This is a genomic window from Sphingomonas sp. GW821-FHT10C01, from assembly GCF_059415525.1.
The window spans coordinates 1,136,749-1,150,639 of sequence record NZ_JBWKNK010000001.1 but is presented as its reverse complement, the minus strand read 5'-3'; the positions used below and the strand labels follow the sequence as shown (position 1 = coordinate 1,150,639).

14 protein-coding genes and 1 riboswitch are annotated in these 13,891 nt (G+C 67.4%); of the genes, 5 read left to right on the top strand and 9 right to left on the bottom strand.

Annotated elements, in window-relative coordinates; translation table 11 throughout:
- Nucleotides 1-2: 2 nt before the first annotated feature.
- The 8 genes from AC07M1_RS05620 to AC07M1_RS05585 form a co-directional block, all read right to left on the bottom strand.
- The gene (locus AC07M1_RS05620) at nucleotides 3-1,382 is read right to left on the bottom strand and encodes a UDP-N-acetylmuramoyl-tripeptide--D-alanyl-D-alanine ligase (RefSeq protein WP_495161581.1); all 1,380 of its coding nucleotides are present in this window, start codon (nucleotides 1,380-1,382) and stop codon (nucleotides 3-5) included.
- A complete protein-coding gene (locus AC07M1_RS05615; RefSeq protein ID WP_495161580.1) occupies nucleotides 1,379-2,794 on the bottom strand; it encodes a UDP-N-acetylmuramoyl-L-alanyl-D-glutamate--2,6-diaminopimelate ligase in 1,416 nt (471 codons plus the stop codon). The genes AC07M1_RS05620 and AC07M1_RS05615 overlap by 4 nt, the downstream gene beginning before the upstream one ends.
- 10 nt (nucleotides 2,795-2,804) lie before the next feature.
- Nucleotides 2,805-4,553: a peptidoglycan D,D-transpeptidase FtsI family protein gene (locus tag AC07M1_RS05610; protein WP_495161579.1), complete on the bottom strand. Its 1,749-nt coding sequence runs from the start codon at nucleotides 4,551-4,553 to the stop codon at nucleotides 2,805-2,807.
- Nucleotides 4,550-5,203 (bottom strand): hypothetical protein, encoded by a 654-nt coding sequence (locus AC07M1_RS05605; RefSeq protein WP_495161578.1) that lies wholly within the window; start codon nucleotides 5,201-5,203, stop codon nucleotides 4,550-4,552. Before AC07M1_RS05605 ends, AC07M1_RS05610 begins: the two co-directional genes overlap by 4 nt.
- A gap of 10 nt (nucleotides 5,204-5,213) precedes the next feature.
- Nucleotides 5,214-6,164, bottom strand: coding sequence for a 16S rRNA (cytosine(1402)-N(4))-methyltransferase RsmH (rsmH, locus tag AC07M1_RS05600; RefSeq protein ID WP_495161577.1), 951 nt, complete (start codon nucleotides 6,162-6,164; stop codon nucleotides 5,214-5,216).
- Entirely contained in the window at nucleotides 6,161-6,631 is a 471-nt protein-coding gene (locus AC07M1_RS05595) for a division/cell wall cluster transcriptional repressor MraZ (protein ID WP_495161576.1), read from the bottom strand. The genes rsmH and AC07M1_RS05595 overlap by 4 nt, the downstream gene beginning before the upstream one ends.
- A 388-nt stretch (nucleotides 6,632-7,019) precedes the next feature.
- Complete coding sequence (locus tag AC07M1_RS05590; protein ID WP_495161575.1) at nucleotides 7,020-7,325, bottom strand: hypothetical protein; 306 nt, start codon at nucleotides 7,323-7,325, stop codon at nucleotides 7,020-7,022.
- A 63-nt stretch (nucleotides 7,326-7,388) separates the two neighbouring features.
- Nucleotides 7,389-8,381 carry a cysteine synthase A gene (locus AC07M1_RS05585; RefSeq protein ID WP_495161574.1) on the bottom strand — a complete coding sequence of 331 codons (993 nt, stop codon included), beginning with the start codon at nucleotides 8,379-8,381 and terminating at the stop codon, nucleotides 7,389-7,391.
- Nucleotides 8,382-8,515: 134 nt separating this feature from the next.
- Between AC07M1_RS05585 and AC07M1_RS05580 the strand changes: the two genes are divergently transcribed.
- Complete coding sequence (locus tag AC07M1_RS05580; protein WP_495161573.1) at nucleotides 8,516-8,959, top strand: hypothetical protein; 444 nt, start codon at nucleotides 8,516-8,518, stop codon at nucleotides 8,957-8,959.
- A gap of 15 nt (nucleotides 8,960-8,974) precedes the next feature.
- Here the strand turns inward: AC07M1_RS05580 and AC07M1_RS05575 are convergent, their stop codons facing one another.
- Nucleotides 8,975-9,301, bottom strand: a complete 327-nt coding sequence (locus AC07M1_RS05575; protein WP_495161572.1) for an Mpo1-like protein — start codon at nucleotides 9,299-9,301, stop codon at nucleotides 8,975-8,977.
- A gap of 22 nt (nucleotides 9,302-9,323) precedes the next feature.
- On the opposite strand from AC07M1_RS05575, the gene AC07M1_RS05570 reads away from it, so the two are divergent.
- The 4 genes from AC07M1_RS05570 (at nucleotide 9,324) to AC07M1_RS05555 (ending at nucleotide 13,852) form a co-directional block, all read left to right on the top strand.
- Nucleotides 9,324-9,827, top strand: coding sequence for a DNA-deoxyinosine glycosylase (locus AC07M1_RS05570; protein ID WP_495161571.1), 504 nt, complete (start codon nucleotides 9,324-9,326; stop codon nucleotides 9,825-9,827).
- Nucleotides 9,828-9,866: 39 nt separating this feature from the next.
- Nucleotides 9,867-10,283 (top strand): VOC family protein, encoded by a 417-nt coding sequence (locus tag AC07M1_RS05565; RefSeq protein ID WP_495161570.1) that lies wholly within the window; start codon nucleotides 9,867-9,869, stop codon nucleotides 10,281-10,283.
- Nucleotides 10,284-10,333: 50 nt separating this feature from the next.
- A riboswitch (cobalamin riboswitch) is annotated at nucleotides 10,334-10,538 on the top strand.
- 112 nt (nucleotides 10,539-10,650) lie between these two features.
- Nucleotides 10,651-12,951 (top strand): 5-methyltetrahydropteroyltriglutamate--homocysteine S-methyltransferase, encoded by a 2,301-nt coding sequence (metE, locus tag AC07M1_RS05560; RefSeq protein WP_495161569.1) that lies wholly within the window; start codon nucleotides 10,651-10,653, stop codon nucleotides 12,949-12,951.
- Between the two features lie 133 nt (nucleotides 12,952-13,084).
- Nucleotides 13,085-13,852, top strand: a complete 768-nt coding sequence (locus AC07M1_RS05555) for an acyl-CoA thioesterase (RefSeq protein ID WP_495161568.1) — start codon at nucleotides 13,085-13,087, stop codon at nucleotides 13,850-13,852.
- Nucleotides 13,853-13,891: the final 39 nt, after the last annotated feature.

Sequence of the window (13,891 nt, the reverse complement as noted above, 5' to 3'; positions counted from 1 at the left end):
TGCTATTGCCTTCCCGCCAGTGCCGCCACGACCCGCGACAGCCCGACCCCGTTCGAACCCTTGATGAGAACCGCGTCGCCCGGGCGGAGCATCGTCTCGATGCGCTCTCGGGCGGTTGCGGCGTCGGGCACATGGACCAATTCGATCCGCCCCTCAAGCGCGCGTGCGAGCGGCGCCATCCCTTCACCGACCAGCAGCAACGCTTCGACGCCGGCATCGGCGATCGGGTCGGCAAGCCCGGCGTGGAATTCAGCCGATTGATCGCCCAACTCGCGCATCTCGCCCAGCACCGCCAGCCGTCGCGAGGCGGGGGTCGCGGCGAGCACAGCCAACGTCGCGCGCATCGAGGCGGGGTTGGCATTGTAGCTTTCGTCGATCACCAGCGCTTCGCCGCCGGAAACCGCCGTCTTGAAGCGCGCGCCACGTCCGGCAAGTCCGCCCATCTCGGCCAGGGCCAGCCCGGCCTGTTCGAGATCGCCGCCCGCGGCGTCGACCGCCGCCAGCACCGCCATCGCATTAGCGACCCAGTGATCGCCCGGCTGCGACAATGTGAAGCCCAGCGTACGGTCAGACCCGATCTGAGCGGTGACATAGGTTCCACCCGGCTGGCCACGTACGACCTCAATCGCGCGGACGTCGGCGCCCTCGCCCAGTCCGAAGGTCACTATTTTCGCCGCATGCGGCTGCGCCGCCGCGATCAGCCGGTCGCGATGCGGGCTGTCGAACGGCACGATCGCGGTACCGCCCGGCTCGAGGCCCTGGAAGATCTCGCCCTTGGCGTCGACGATCGCCTCTTCGCTCGCGAAGAACTCGGTATGCGCGGGCGCGATCGTCGTCACCAGCGCGATGTGCGGGCGGACCATATGGGTCAGCGCCAGCAGTTCGCCGGCATGGTTCATCCCCATCTCGAACACGCCGAACTTCGCGTCGCGCGGCATCCGGGCAAGGCTGAGCGGCACGCCGGTATGGTTGTTGTAGCTCTTGACCGAGCGGTGCGCGCGGCCGGGCGCGATCCGTTCGAGGCATTCGAACAGCGCTTCCTTGGTGCCGGTCTTGCCAACCGATCCGGTGACGCCGATCACCACGCCGGCCATCCGCTTGCGGCTGGCGCGCGCCAGATTCTCCAGCGCGACCGTCGTGTCACCGACCAGGATATTGGGGTGCGACGTCTGGGAGGATACGACCGCACCCGCCGCCCCGCTCGCAAAGGCCTGATCCAGGAATTTATGGCCGTCGGTGGTCTCGCCCGAGAGCGCCACGAACAGCGCGCCCGGCCCAACCTCGCGGCTGTCGAACGCCACCGCATCGACATCGAACTCGGTGGAGGCGGTGCCGCCGGTGGCGGCGGCGATGTCGGTGGCGGTCCAGAGCGGCCCGCTCACGCCGCCGCCTCCCGCGCCACGCTGACATCGTCGAAGGGCAGCACCATATCGCCGACGATCTGGCCCTGCTCATGCCCTTTGCCGGCGATCAGCACGATGTCCTGAGACTCGGCCTTGCCGACGCCCAGGAAGATCGCGCCGCGCCGGTCACCGATATCCATTGCGCCAGGGCAACCCTTGAGGATTTCCGCGCGGATCGCCGCCGGATCCTCGCTGCGCGGATTGTCGTCGGTGACGATGATCAGATCCGCGCCCGCTGCGGCAGCCTGCCCCATCGGTTCGCGCTTGCCCGGATCGCGGTCGCCGCCCGCGCCGAAGACCAGGATGAGCCGCCCTGCCGTATGCGGCTTCAGCGCCGAGATCGCCGCCTCAAGCGCGTCGGGCGTGTGCGCATAGTCGATATAGATCGGCGCGCCGGTCCGGCTGATCGCCGCGCGCTCAAGCCGGCCGCGCACCGGCTGGAGCCGCGACAGGTTGGCGAGCGTCGTGGCGGTATCGCCGCCGGTCGCGATCACCAGCGCCGCCGCGATCAGCGCATTGGCGGCCTGATAGCCGCCGATCAGCGGCAGGCTGACGCGATGCTCGACGCCGTCCACCGCGACCACCAGTTTCTGGTCGAGCAGGGTCGGCTCACGCGATACCAGCCGGACGGTTGAGCCATGCTCGCCCACGGTCATCACCCGATTCCCGCGCATCCGGGCGATGTCGATCACCCGCTCCGAATGCGGATCGTCGGCCCAGACCACGGCGGTGCCGTCCGGATCGAGCACATCGGCGAAGAGGCGCAGCTTGGCGGTGAAATATTCCGCCATGTCGGCATGATAATCGAGATGGTCGCGCGACAGGTTGGTGAAGGCCGCCGCCGCCACCGGCAGCCCCTCGGTCCGGTATTGCGACAGGCCGTGGCTCGACGCCTCGAACGCCAGATGCGTCACGCCCTCGCGCGCCAGCCCGGCGACATTGGACAGGAAGGTCACGACATCGGGCGTGGTGAGGCCCGTCGACACCGCCTCGTCCGCGGTGGTCACGCCCAGCGTGCCAATCGACGCGGCGCTGTGCCCGGCCATGCGCCAGAGCTGACGGACCATCTCGACCGTCGATGTCTTGCCGTTGGTGCCGGTGACGGCGACCGCGGTTTCGGGGAAGGGCGCGAAAAATCTGGCCGCGATCCGCGCGAATTCGGTGCGGGGATGATCCGTCGCGATATGGACCGCGCCCTCGACCTGCGCTTCGGGGCGCGCGATCACCGCGATCGCGCCGCTCGCCACCGCTTGGGGAATGAAGTCCTCACCGTTGAAGCGCGCGCCGCGAAACGCCCCGAACACGGTGCCGGGCGCAACCTTGCGATGATCGATCGCGAACCCGGTGACGATCGTCTCTTCGGTGCCGCCAGTCAGCTCGCCCAATCTCATTTACCGCGCCTCACTCGCCCGCGCCCGGCGCGACGAGCGGGGTCGCGGCGCCTTTGGCCTTGTTCTTGGCTTCGGCCTTCCACAGCAGCGGCGTCAGGTCCGAGACATTCACGTCCCGGGTCTCGTCGGGCACCACGCCCAGCATCGCGCCGGTGCGCATGATGACGCGGTTGACGACGGGGGCGGCGGTCCAGCCGGCGGTCGAGAAACCGTGGGTCTGGGCATTTCCGACAGGCGAATCGAGCATCACCAGCACCACATAGCGCGGTGCGTCCATCGGGAAAGCCGCCGCGAAGGTCGAGACGTTCTGGTTGCGCTTGTAACCGCCCGCACCCGGCACCTCGGCAGTGCCGGTCTTGCCGCCGACGCGATAGCCGGGCGCATCGGCCTTGCCGCCGGTACCATGGGTCACGACCAGACGCAGAAGCTGACGCATCCGCGCGCTCGTCGCTTCGGAGACGACACGGCGCCCCTGTGGCGCCTTGCCCGGCTCGATCCTGCGCAGCGTCGCGGGACGCCAGACCCCACCATTGACCATCGCGGCATAGGCGCTGGCAAGGTGAAGCGGCGTCACCGCGATGCCATGGCCATAGGCCGTGGTCATCACCGTCGTCCGCGCCCAGTATTTGGGCCAGAGTGGCATGGCCTTTCCGCCCAGCTCGATATCGGGCCGCGTGTCGAACCCGAGCTTGCGGAACATCCCTTCCATCCGGTCCTTGCCCAGTTCGTCGGCGATGCGCGCGGTGGCGATGTTCGACGAATGGATCAGCGTTTCGGGAATGTTGAGCCAGCGTTTCTGGGCGTGATCGTCGCGGATGCGGAAGCCGCCGACCTGCAATGGCACCGTGGCGTCATAGCGCTTGGCCATCGAGGTAGCGACACCGCTCTCGATCGCGAACGCCATCGTCAGCGGCTTGAAGCTGGAGCCGAGTTCATAGACGCTCTGCGTCACGTTATTGCGGAAATGCTCGGGGTTCGACCCCTTGATATTGTTCGGGTTGAAGGTCGGGAGCGAGGCCATCGCCATCACCTCCCCACTCGCAACGTCGAGGATTACGCCCGCAGCGCCCCTGGCCTGGAAGGTCGTCATCGCCGCGCCCAGTTCGCTCTCCAGCGCCGCCTGCGCACGCAGGTCGAGCGACAGCGCAACCGGCTTGCCGCGCAGTGCCGGGTCGGTCAGCTGCTGATTGAGCGCCAGCTCCATCCCGGTGACGCCCTTGCCGTCGAAATCGAGATAGCCCAGCACATGCGCGCCCAGATTCGCCTGGGGATAGAGCCGCTGCGGCTCCCGCGCGAATTCGATCCCCGGCTCGCCCAGCGCATGTACGGCCGCCACCAGTTCGGGCACGGCGCGCCGCTGAAGATAGGTGAAGCTCGAATCGCTGCTCAGCAGCTTGGCATAGTCCGCGGCGCTCTTGCCCGGCAGCGTCGCCGCCAGCATCCGCGCGAGCTCCGCCTTGTCGCCGATCACTCTGCCGGGACGGACCCCGATCGACCAGGCGTCGATCGTCCGCGCCAACGGCGCGCCATTGCGATCGACCAGATCGCCGCGCAACGGCACCAGCATCGCATTGACGCTTGTCGCCGCCGCCGGCTCGGCGAACATGGCGAGCAGCGCCAGCCGTCCGACGATCACCGCGATCCCCGCCGCGAACAACAACGCCAGGACCATCAGCCGCACATGCGCGACAGCCATCGACGCCTGCCGGTTACCCGGCCGCGTGCGATTGCGGGGCGCAGGGGCGACGAGGACGGTCACCGGGCGCGACGCGCCTCGGCACGGACGCCCTGCATCAGATCACCGAAGCTCGAATCCTTGAGCAAGCTGCGGTCGAGCATCGCCACCGCCTGTTCGCGCTGGGTCTTCACCGCCGGCTTGGCGGGCTTCTGCACGACCGCGGCAACCTGCTGCGGCTTGTTCGTGGCGACAGTCGGCGCGGCCTTGACCGCCACGGCGGCGGCGATCTTTCCGGCGACAGCCTTCTCCGCAACGGCCTTGATCGGTGCCGACGCCGCCGCGGTCGAAGCGCTGGCAATCTGCGCGGTTTCGGCGGTCGCGTCGGGCACGCCCTCAGGCACCACCATCGCCGCATAGCGCTCGGCCACCCCTTCGGTTTCAAGCGAACGGAGCGAGGTGAGCTGGGTGTCGCTCGCGAGGAACTGGTGCGGGGTCGGCGCGGTGTAACGCATCACTTCGCCATTCCAGCGCTCAAGCTGGGCCAGATTGGCGCGCGTGTCGAACTCGGTCTCGAGCTGGCGGATGTCCTTGTGCGCCTTGGCAATGGCGCGCTCGACCGCCTCGACATGCGTGCGCTCTGCCGCAACCATCGATGACACAAGGTAGCAGCCCGGCGCCACGATCAGCCCCGCGGCGTACCAGCCCAGTCCGTTCAATGCCTTGATCGCCATGTCCGCCTCCTCAACTCACCCACGCCGGAGCCGCGCTGCGCCGGGCGACGCGGAGCGTCGCGGACCGGGCACGCGGGTTCGCCGCAATTTCTTCCTCGCTCGGCCGCACCGCCTTGGCCGGGGTCTCGAAGGTCGGCGCGCGTGCCGCCGTCACCGCCGGGCGGTGCCGCGAACCGGCGGGCTCGCTGCCCGATCGTTCGCGCAGGAACTTCTTGACCATCCGGTCTTCCAGGCTGTGGAAGGTCACCACCGCCAGCTGGCCGCCGGGCTTGAGCACCCGCTCCGCCGCAGCCAACCCCTCGGCAAGCTCATCCAGCTCACGGTTCACATGGATGCGGATCGCCTGGAAGGTCCGGGTCGACGGGTCCTTCTTGTCGTGCGGCTTGTAGCCCAGCGCCTTGCGCACGACGTTCGCCAGTTCCCCGGTACGCGTCAGCGGCCGCGCCGCGACGATCGCCTTGGCGACACGGCGCGCGCGCGGTTCCTCGCCATAGTGGAACAGCACGTCGGCGATCTCCGCCTCATCCGCCTCGTTGACGAAATCGGCGGCGGTCATCCCCTCGCCCGCCATGCGCATCGACAGCGGCCCGTCCTGCTGGAAGCTGAAGCCGCGCTCGGCCTGGTCGAGCTGCATCGACGACACGCCGATATCCATGGCGACGCCGTCAACCGGCGTCAGACCACGCGCCTCGAGTTCGCTGTCCAGCGCCGAAAACGGCGCCTCGATCAGCACCAGCCGGCCGCCGCTGGCAGAAACGATGGATTGGCCGCCTTCGATCGCGTCCGGATCGCGGTCAAAGGCGGCCACCTCGGCTCCCCGCTCGAGGAACGCCAAACTGTAGCCACCGGCACCAAAGGTCGCGTCGACGATGCGCGAACCGGGCTGGATCGCGAGCGCGTCGACGGTCTCGTCGAGCAGCACGGAGACGTGCGGGCGCGTACCGGGCAGAGCGGCGCTCACAACGTCACCTTCTTCTCTTCGAGGTGATAACGGCACGCCGCCTTCATGCTCTCGGGCAAGGAGGGGTGCGCGAGCAGCGTGGCCGGATCCCAGATCTCGACCACCGGACCCACGCCATAGAAGAAGGCGTAGCCCGACTTGCGGATGCCGGCATGCTGGCAGAGCATCCCGGGCATGACGAAGCGGCCCGAGGGATCGAACGCGATATTCTCGCTGGGGCCGACGCCTTCGCGCCAGATGTTCGAATCCGCACGCCCGCGATCGCCGGCATATTCCAGCGAACGCGCGTTGAGCCGCTCCATCAGGGCATCGAAATAGGGCTCGTCATAGGCGATCAGGCAGCGGTCGCTCTCATGGCTGGAAAGGATCGCGACGCGGGCGTCCTTGGTATCCGCGGGAAAGCCGCTGTTCTTCTCGAGGGTGGCACGCAGGGTCGAGGGGATGGCGACACGACCCTTGTCGTCCACCAGCTGCAGCCCAACGCCTCTGTACCCCGTTCGGTTCACTCCCGCCCTCGCTTACGGCAGGCAAACCTTTCCCGTCTCCGGAAGCGCACGATGCCGCGCGCCCCGGACCCGATTCCGGCTGACGATAAGGTTGCCCTGTTAACCAGCGGCGTATCTTAAGCGCCAATGGTTTTCAATGCCTGAACGCGGGAATCTACGGTACTCAGCCCCACTTTCTGCCTCAAATCGGGGATGTACCAAAGTTATTCGATCTTTGGCCTCGCTCTGTTCCAAGGCAGTCGATGAACGCGAGACGCGTGAAACCGGCCGCTACGCTGCGGATCGGCCGGCTTGGGATCGAAGTGGGGCGATTTCCCGCGACGTGCCGCTGCGCGAGCGGCACGACCCGTCACTTGGCGGGAACGGGATAGGGCGTGATCGCGGGCGCGGGGGTTTCGGCGGTACGTGGCGCGATGCCCAGTTCGGCGATCGGCTCGTCCTTTTCGAGGGCCGCGTCGTTGATGATGACGCCGTCGGTCATGTTGGCGACGACCTCAGGCTTCGACCCGCCTTCCGCGACAATGGGGTCTTCCTTGTTGGCGAGCGAAAAGATCGCGCTGGCCACGCCGATCAACAGCAGGACGCTCGCGAGACCGGTCACGCCGACAAGGACGCGCAACATGCTTTGTTTGGGATCGGTCGGGAGCGACTTCATAACGGTGTGGCATAAATGTAACGCCTTTACCGCCGAATGTCGAACCCTTGTTTTACGTCAGCGTCAGGCTGAAGCGAGCCAGGCAGGCACTGGCAGCCCCTTGGACCGCAACCAGTCGCCATTGTACAATGTTGAAAGATAACGAAATCCGGTATCGCACAGGATCGTCGCGATGCGCTTGCCCGGCCCCAATTCGCGGCCCAGCCGGATCGCGCCGGCGACGTTGATGCCCGATGACAAACCCAGGCACAGCCCCTCTTCGGCCAGCAGCCGCTCGACCCATTCCAGCCCTTCCTCATCGGAGATTCGGTACTGAGTGTCGATCGGCGCGCCTTCGAGGTTGGCGGTAATTCGCCCCTGCCCGATCCCCTCGGCGACCGAGCTGCCTTCTGCCTTGAGTTCGCCATGCGCATAATATTCGTAGAGTGCCGCGCCGTGCGGATCGGACAGCGCGATGGTGACGCGCTCGTCCTTTTCCTTGAGGCCAAGACCGACGCCCGCAATGGTCCCGCCGGTGCCGGCCGCGCAGGTGAAGCCGTCGATCCGGCCGTCCATCTGGGTCCAGATCTCCTCGGCGGTGGTGACGATATGCGCCTTGCGGTTGGCGATATTATCGAACTGGTTGGCCCAGATCGCGTTGGGCGTCTCTTCGGCGATGCGGCGGCTGGTGTGCACGAAATGACCGGGGTTCGAATAGGGCGCGGCGGGGACCAGAACGAGTTCGGCACCCAGCGCGCGCAGCGTGTCCATCTTCTCGCGGCTCTGCGTCTCGGGCATGACGATGATCGTCTTGTAGCCCTTGGCGTTGCCGACCAGCGCCAGGCCGATGCCGGTATTGCCCGCCGTCCCCTCGACGATCGTGCCGCCCGGCGCGATCAGTCCGCGCGCTTCCGCGTCCTGGACGATGAACAGCGCCGCGCGATCCTTCACGCTCGCACCCGGATTCGCGAATTCGCACTTGCCGAAGATGTCGCAACCCGCAGCCTCACTTGGCCCTCTCAGCCGCACCAGCGGAGTGTTGCCGATCAGTGCGATGGTATCGTTTGCGACATGCATGGCGCGACCATTTGCACGCCCCGCCCCGCGCGGCAAGCAAGCGATGCTTCGCGCATGGCAACATCCTGACGCACTCGCTTGACCCGATGCCGGCCACTGACTACAACTGTAGTCGTAAGGTTAGGAGAAGCCGAATGACCCGTATCGCGTCCATGATGATCCTGTCCATCGCCGCATTCGCCGCCGCTCCGAGCAGCGCCCGTGAGACTGCTGAAGCACGGCTGTCCAATGCCGTCGAGCGCGAGATGGCTGCGCAAGGCCCCATCGTCACCGCCGAGGATCGCGCGCTGATCGCCAGGAAATGCGGCTACGGCCCGAACGAGACCCGGAACGACAACATCAACATCGGCAACGACATGATGCATTGCGCCAATGGCAAGCGCGTCCCCATGGACAGCGAACTCCGCGCGATGTCGAAGCGCGTCTCGGACCGGGCGAACCGCCATGTCGAGCACGCGATGAAGAGCGCATCGGTCGCGTTGGCAACGGCCGAAATCGCGCAGGAAGCGTCGGAACGCGCGGTGAAGGAGTCGGCGCGTGCGCTCAGGGAAATGCAGCGGTCGCGGAAGGAACGCTGAGCATCCCCGGAAGCGCTAGGCGACGCCCGCCCTTTGTAGGTGCGGGCCGAGCCGGCCGCTCAGCCACAGGAAGAACATGCGATAGTCGCTGACCAATGACCACAGCGGGTAGGTGAAGGTCGCCGGGCGGTTCTTCTCCACCCCGAAATGCGCGGCCCAGGCAAAGCCGTAGCCGGCGAGCGGGATGGCAAGGAACCACCAGCTGTTGAGCCAGAGTCCCGCCGCCAGCGCCGCGAAGGTCAGAATCGTCCCGGCATAGTGCAGCGCCCGCGTCTGCGCCTTCGCATGTTCGCGAAGATAATAGGGCCAGAAATCGGCATAGCGGGTGATCGCGCGCGCCATGGGCGGATGCTAGGACGGCGGCGTGGCGCAATCAACTCCCCGCAAATCCAGCTTCCCGCCGGTCGTTAATCGCGGCGTCCGCCTGCTGATCTGCGGCAGCCTGCCGGGCGACCGATCGCTCGAGGCGAGGCAATATTACGCGCATCCGCAGAACCAGTTCTGGCGGCTGATGTCGGCGGTGGTCGATCGCGACCTCGTCGCCCTCGCCTATCCCGACCGCCTCGCAGCACTCCTCTCTGCCCGCGTCGGACTGTGGGACGTCGTCGCCACCGCGCACCGCCCGGGCAGCACCGATGCCGCGCTCAGCGACGTCGCCCCCAACGACATCGCCGCGCTCGCCGCGACCTTGCCCGATCTGCGCGCCATCGCCTTCAACGGCGGCACCGCGCTCAAGCACGGGCTGAAGCAACTTGGGTCCACCGGCTACGCGGCCGTCGCCCTCCCCTCGTCCAGCCCGCTCCACACCGTGGGCTTCGACGCGAAGCTTCCAGGCTGGCTGGCGCTGCGGAATCATCTGGGCCATTGACCCGGGAACGGCGCCGGTTGCGCCGACAGGAGAGAGACAATGACCCCACCCTTCGCGATGCGCGGGATCGACCATATCGTGCTGCGCGTCGTCGACCTGCCCAAGATCCTGGCCTTCTATCACGACGTGCTCGGCTGCACCGACGAGCGTGAGCAGGCCGAGATCGGCCTGTATCAGCTCCGCGCGGGCGCCTCGCTGATCGACATCGTCCCGATCGACGGCAAACTGGGCGCCAAGGGCGGCGCCGCGCCCGGCGCGGAAGGTCGCAACCTCGACCATTTCGCGATCGCCATCGAGCCGTTCGACCGCGAGGCGCTGGGCGCGCACCTCACCGCCCATGGTGTCGAGATCCTCGAGGAAGGTCCGCGCTACGGGGCCGAGGGCGAAGGCCCATCAGTCTATATCCGCGACCCCGAAGGCAACATCGTCGAGCTCAAGGGCCCATCAAACAATTAAAGATATAAAGAAGTCTTTATATCATGCTTGACACCCGGCCCCATCGGCGCGATGCTGATGGGGTCGAAGGTGCTCCGGTCGGCTTGTCCGCGCCGGAGCTAAGATGGGAAGCCGGTGCAAATCCGGCGCTGCCCCCGCAACTGTAAGCGGCGAGCGGCGGTCGATACGTGTCACTGGGAGGCTCGCTTCCCGGGAAGGCCAGACCGTCCGTGTTGACCCGTGAGCCAGAAGACCTGCCCGCGACACGATAACGTCCACCGGCGGGGTGCCCGGTCTGGCCGCATGCGCCATGCGCGGCCGGTCCCCACCGTCCGTGCAAGCCCGCACGCGTCCGGCTTCTCCCCGCCTTCTTCGGGGTAGAAGACCAATGACCGTCACCATCGCCACGCTCGGCTTTCCGCGCATCGGCCCGCGCCGTGAACTCAAGCACGCACTCGAATCCTTCTGGTCGGGCAAGTCCGACGAAGCCGCCTTGCTCGAATCCGCGGCCGGCCTGCGCACCGCCGCCTGGGCGCGCCAGACCGCGCTCGGCGCCGACTGGCTGCCGTCGAACGATTTCTCGCTCTACGACCATGTCCTCGACTTGAGCGTGATGCTCGGCGCGATCCCTTCCCGCTATGGCGCGGCGGACGGCGAGGCGACGCTCGCCACCTATTTCGCGATGGCTCGCGGCACGACGGGGTCGCACGAAGGCTGCGCCCATTCGCACAGCCTGACCGCGTGCGAGATGACCAAATGGTTCGACACCAACTATCACTATATCGTCCCCGAGCTGTCCGCCGGACAGAAGCTCGCGCTCGGCCGCCTCAAGATCGTCGAGGAATATCGCGAAGCGAAGGCTCAGGGCTATGAAACCCGCCCCGTCCTGCTCGGCCCGGTCACCTGGCTCAGCCTGGTCAAGGCCAGCGGCGTCGATCCCTTCGACTATCTCGACGAACTGCTCGGCCTCTATGGTGTGATCCTCAACCATCTCGCCCATGCCGGCGCCGAATGGGTGCAGATCGACGAGCCGATCCTGGTCACCGACCTCAGCGAACAGCAGCGCCGCGCCTTCACCCGCGCCTATGCCCGGCTCGCGCGTTCGACGCCGCAGATCATGCTGACCACCTATTTCGGCGGGCTCGGCGACAATCTCGGCCTCGCCACCGCGCTGCCGGTCGGTGGCCTGCACATCGACCTCGTCCGTGCGCCCGAACAGCTCGACGCGGTGCTCAAGGCCGCGCCGAAGACGCTCGCCCTCTCGCTCGGCGTGATCGACGGCCGCAACATCTGGCGTGCCGACCTCGCGACCCTGCTCGACCGGATCGAGCCGCTGGCCGCACAGCGCGACCTGATCCTTGCCCCGTCCTGCTCGCTGCTCCACGTGCCCGTCGATCTCGGGCTGGAGAGCAAGCTCGACACCGAGGTGAAGCAATGGCTCGCCTTCGCCGTGCAGAAGGTCGAGGAACTGGCGATCCTCAAGCGCGCGCTCAACGAGGGCCGCGCCAGCGTCACACCGGAACTGGAGGCATCGTCACAGGCCGCCGCCAACCGCCGCACCTCGCCGCGCATCCATGACGCCGCCGTCGCCGCGCGCATCGCGGCGGTCACCCCGGATATGCGCGAGCGCCGCTCGGATCACCCGACCCGCATCGCCGCGCAGGCCGAGGTACTGGGCCTCCCGCTCTTCCCGACGACCACGATCGGCTCCTTCCCGCAAACCGCCGAGGTCCGCAGCGCGCGCGCCGAATATAATCGCGGCAATCTCGACGCCACGGCGTACGAGGCGTTCCTGCGGGCCGAGACGCTGCGCGCGATCCGCTGGCAGGAGGAAGCCGGGATCGACATGCTCGTCCATGGCGAGTTCGAGCGCAACGACATGGTCCAGTATTTCGGTGAGCAGCTCGCCGGCTTTGCCTTCACGGTGAACGGCTGGGTCCAGAGCTACGGCTCGCGCTGCGTGCGTCCGCCGGTGCTGTATGGCGATGTCTCGCGCCCGAACCCGATGACGGTCGAATGGTGGCGTTATGCCCAGAGCGTCACCGACAAGCCGGTCAAGGGCATGCTCACCGGCCCGGTGACGATCCTCAACTGGAGCTTCGTGCGCGACGACCAGTCGCGTGAAGCCTCTTGCCGCCAGATCGCGCTCGCGATCCGCGACGAGGTCCAGGATCTCGAGGCCGCGGGCTGTCAGGCGATCCAGATCGACGAAGCGGCGCTGCGCGAAGGTCTGCCGCTGCGTCGCAAGGACTGGCAGCATTATCTCGACTGGTCGGTCGACTGCTTCCGCCTCTCCGCCGCCGGGGTTGCCGACGCGACCCAGATCCACACGCATATGTGCTATTCGGAGTTCAACGACATCCTGCCCTCGATCGGCGCGATGGACACCGACGTGATCTCGATCGAGACCGCGCGCTCGCAGATGGAGCTGCTCGAGGGCTTCGCCGCCTATGACTATCCGGCCGCGATCGGGCCGGGCGTGTACGATATCCACGCCCCGCGCGTGCCGGGCGAGGAAGAGATGGTCGCGCTGATGCGGCTCGCCCAGGCGCACCTCAGTCCGTCGCAGCTCTGGGTGAACCCCGATTGCGGCCTCAAGACCCGCAAATGGGAAGAGGTCCGCCCCGCGATCGACGCGATGGTCGCCGCCGCCCGTACCCTGCGCGCTGAGGTAACGGTGGCGGCGTAAGCCTCTCCCCCTTCCCCTCGTCATTCCCGCGAAGGCGGGAATCCATTCAGGCTGACCGATCGGATCGAGCCGCGACGTCAGCCCCAATGGATCCCCGCCTTCGCGGGGATGACGGCGGGACTTAGGAATACGAATGACAAACACCCCCACCGACGAACCCATCGTCCGGCTGATCGACATGGTCTTTCCAGGCGACACCAATCACCATGGCACGCTCTTCGGCGGGGTGGCGCTCGCGCATATGGACAAGGTCGCGTTCCTCGCCGCCAGCCTCCACGGCCGCGCGCCGTTCGTCACCGCCGCCTCGCAGCGCATCGACTTCGCCGCCCCGGCGCGGGCGGGTGAGATGGTCGAGGCATCGGGCCGCATCGTCCGCGTCGGCACCTCTTCGCTCGATGTCGAGATCGCGCTGGTCGCCGAAGCGCCGGTCAGCGGCGAGCGGCGGCTATGCACCCGTGGCGTCTTCACCCTCGTTGCGGTCAAGGGGCCGGACACCCGTCTGCCCTTGCCCCCGCTCGCGGCGGGGCCGGACTCCGAACCCGGCGTGCTGCGCATGGCCGAGATGGTCTTCCCGCCCCAGACCAACCATTACGGCACCCTCTATGGCGGCGACGCCCTCAAGATGATGGGCAAGGCCGCCTTCATCGCCGCCACTCGCCATGCGCGCGCCGTCATGGTCATGGCCGCGTCCGACCGCATCGACTTCACCTCGCCGATCCGCGCGGGGGAAATGGTCGAGCTGGTCTCGCGCATCCGCATGCAGGGCCGCAGCTCGGTCGCGGTCGCCGTGGAACTCTGGGCGGAAGACCTGCTCACTGGCGACCGCCGCCAATCCGCCGCCGCCACCTTCACCATGGTCGCGGTCGGCCCGGATGGCCGTTCGACGCCGATCCCCGCCTGACGTCGCCAACTGGTCATCGCGCTGTAACCGCGCGGTCAT

Coding starts and splice junctions, on each gene's coding strand:
- AC07M1_RS05615 (WP_495161580.1), bottom strand. CDS start 2,794: ATGAGATTGGGCGAGCTGACTGGCGGCACCGAAGAGACGATCGTCACC.
- AC07M1_RS05605 (WP_495161578.1), bottom strand. CDS start 5,203: ATGGCGATCAAGGCATTGAACGGACTGGGCTGGTACGCCGCGGGGCTG.
- AC07M1_RS05590 (WP_495161575.1), bottom strand. CDS start 7,325: ATGAAGTCGCTCCCGACCGATCCCAAACAAAGCATGTTGCGCGTCCTT.
- AC07M1_RS05585 (WP_495161574.1), bottom strand. CDS start 8,381: ATGCATGTCGCAAACGATACCATCGCACTGATCGGCAACACTCCGCTG.
- AC07M1_RS05580 (WP_495161573.1), top strand. CDS start 8,516: ATGACCCGTATCGCGTCCATGATGATCCTGTCCATCGCCGCATTCGCC.
- AC07M1_RS05575 (WP_495161572.1), bottom strand. CDS start 9,301: ATGGCGCGCGCGATCACCCGCTATGCCGATTTCTGGCCCTATTATCTT.
- AC07M1_RS05565 (WP_495161570.1), top strand. CDS start 9,867: ATGACCCCACCCTTCGCGATGCGCGGGATCGACCATATCGTGCTGCGC.
- metE (WP_495161569.1), top strand. CDS start 10,651: ATGACCGTCACCATCGCCACGCTCGGCTTTCCGCGCATCGGCCCGCGC.
- AC07M1_RS05555 (WP_495161568.1), top strand. CDS start 13,085: ATGACAAACACCCCCACCGACGAACCCATCGTCCGGCTGATCGACATG.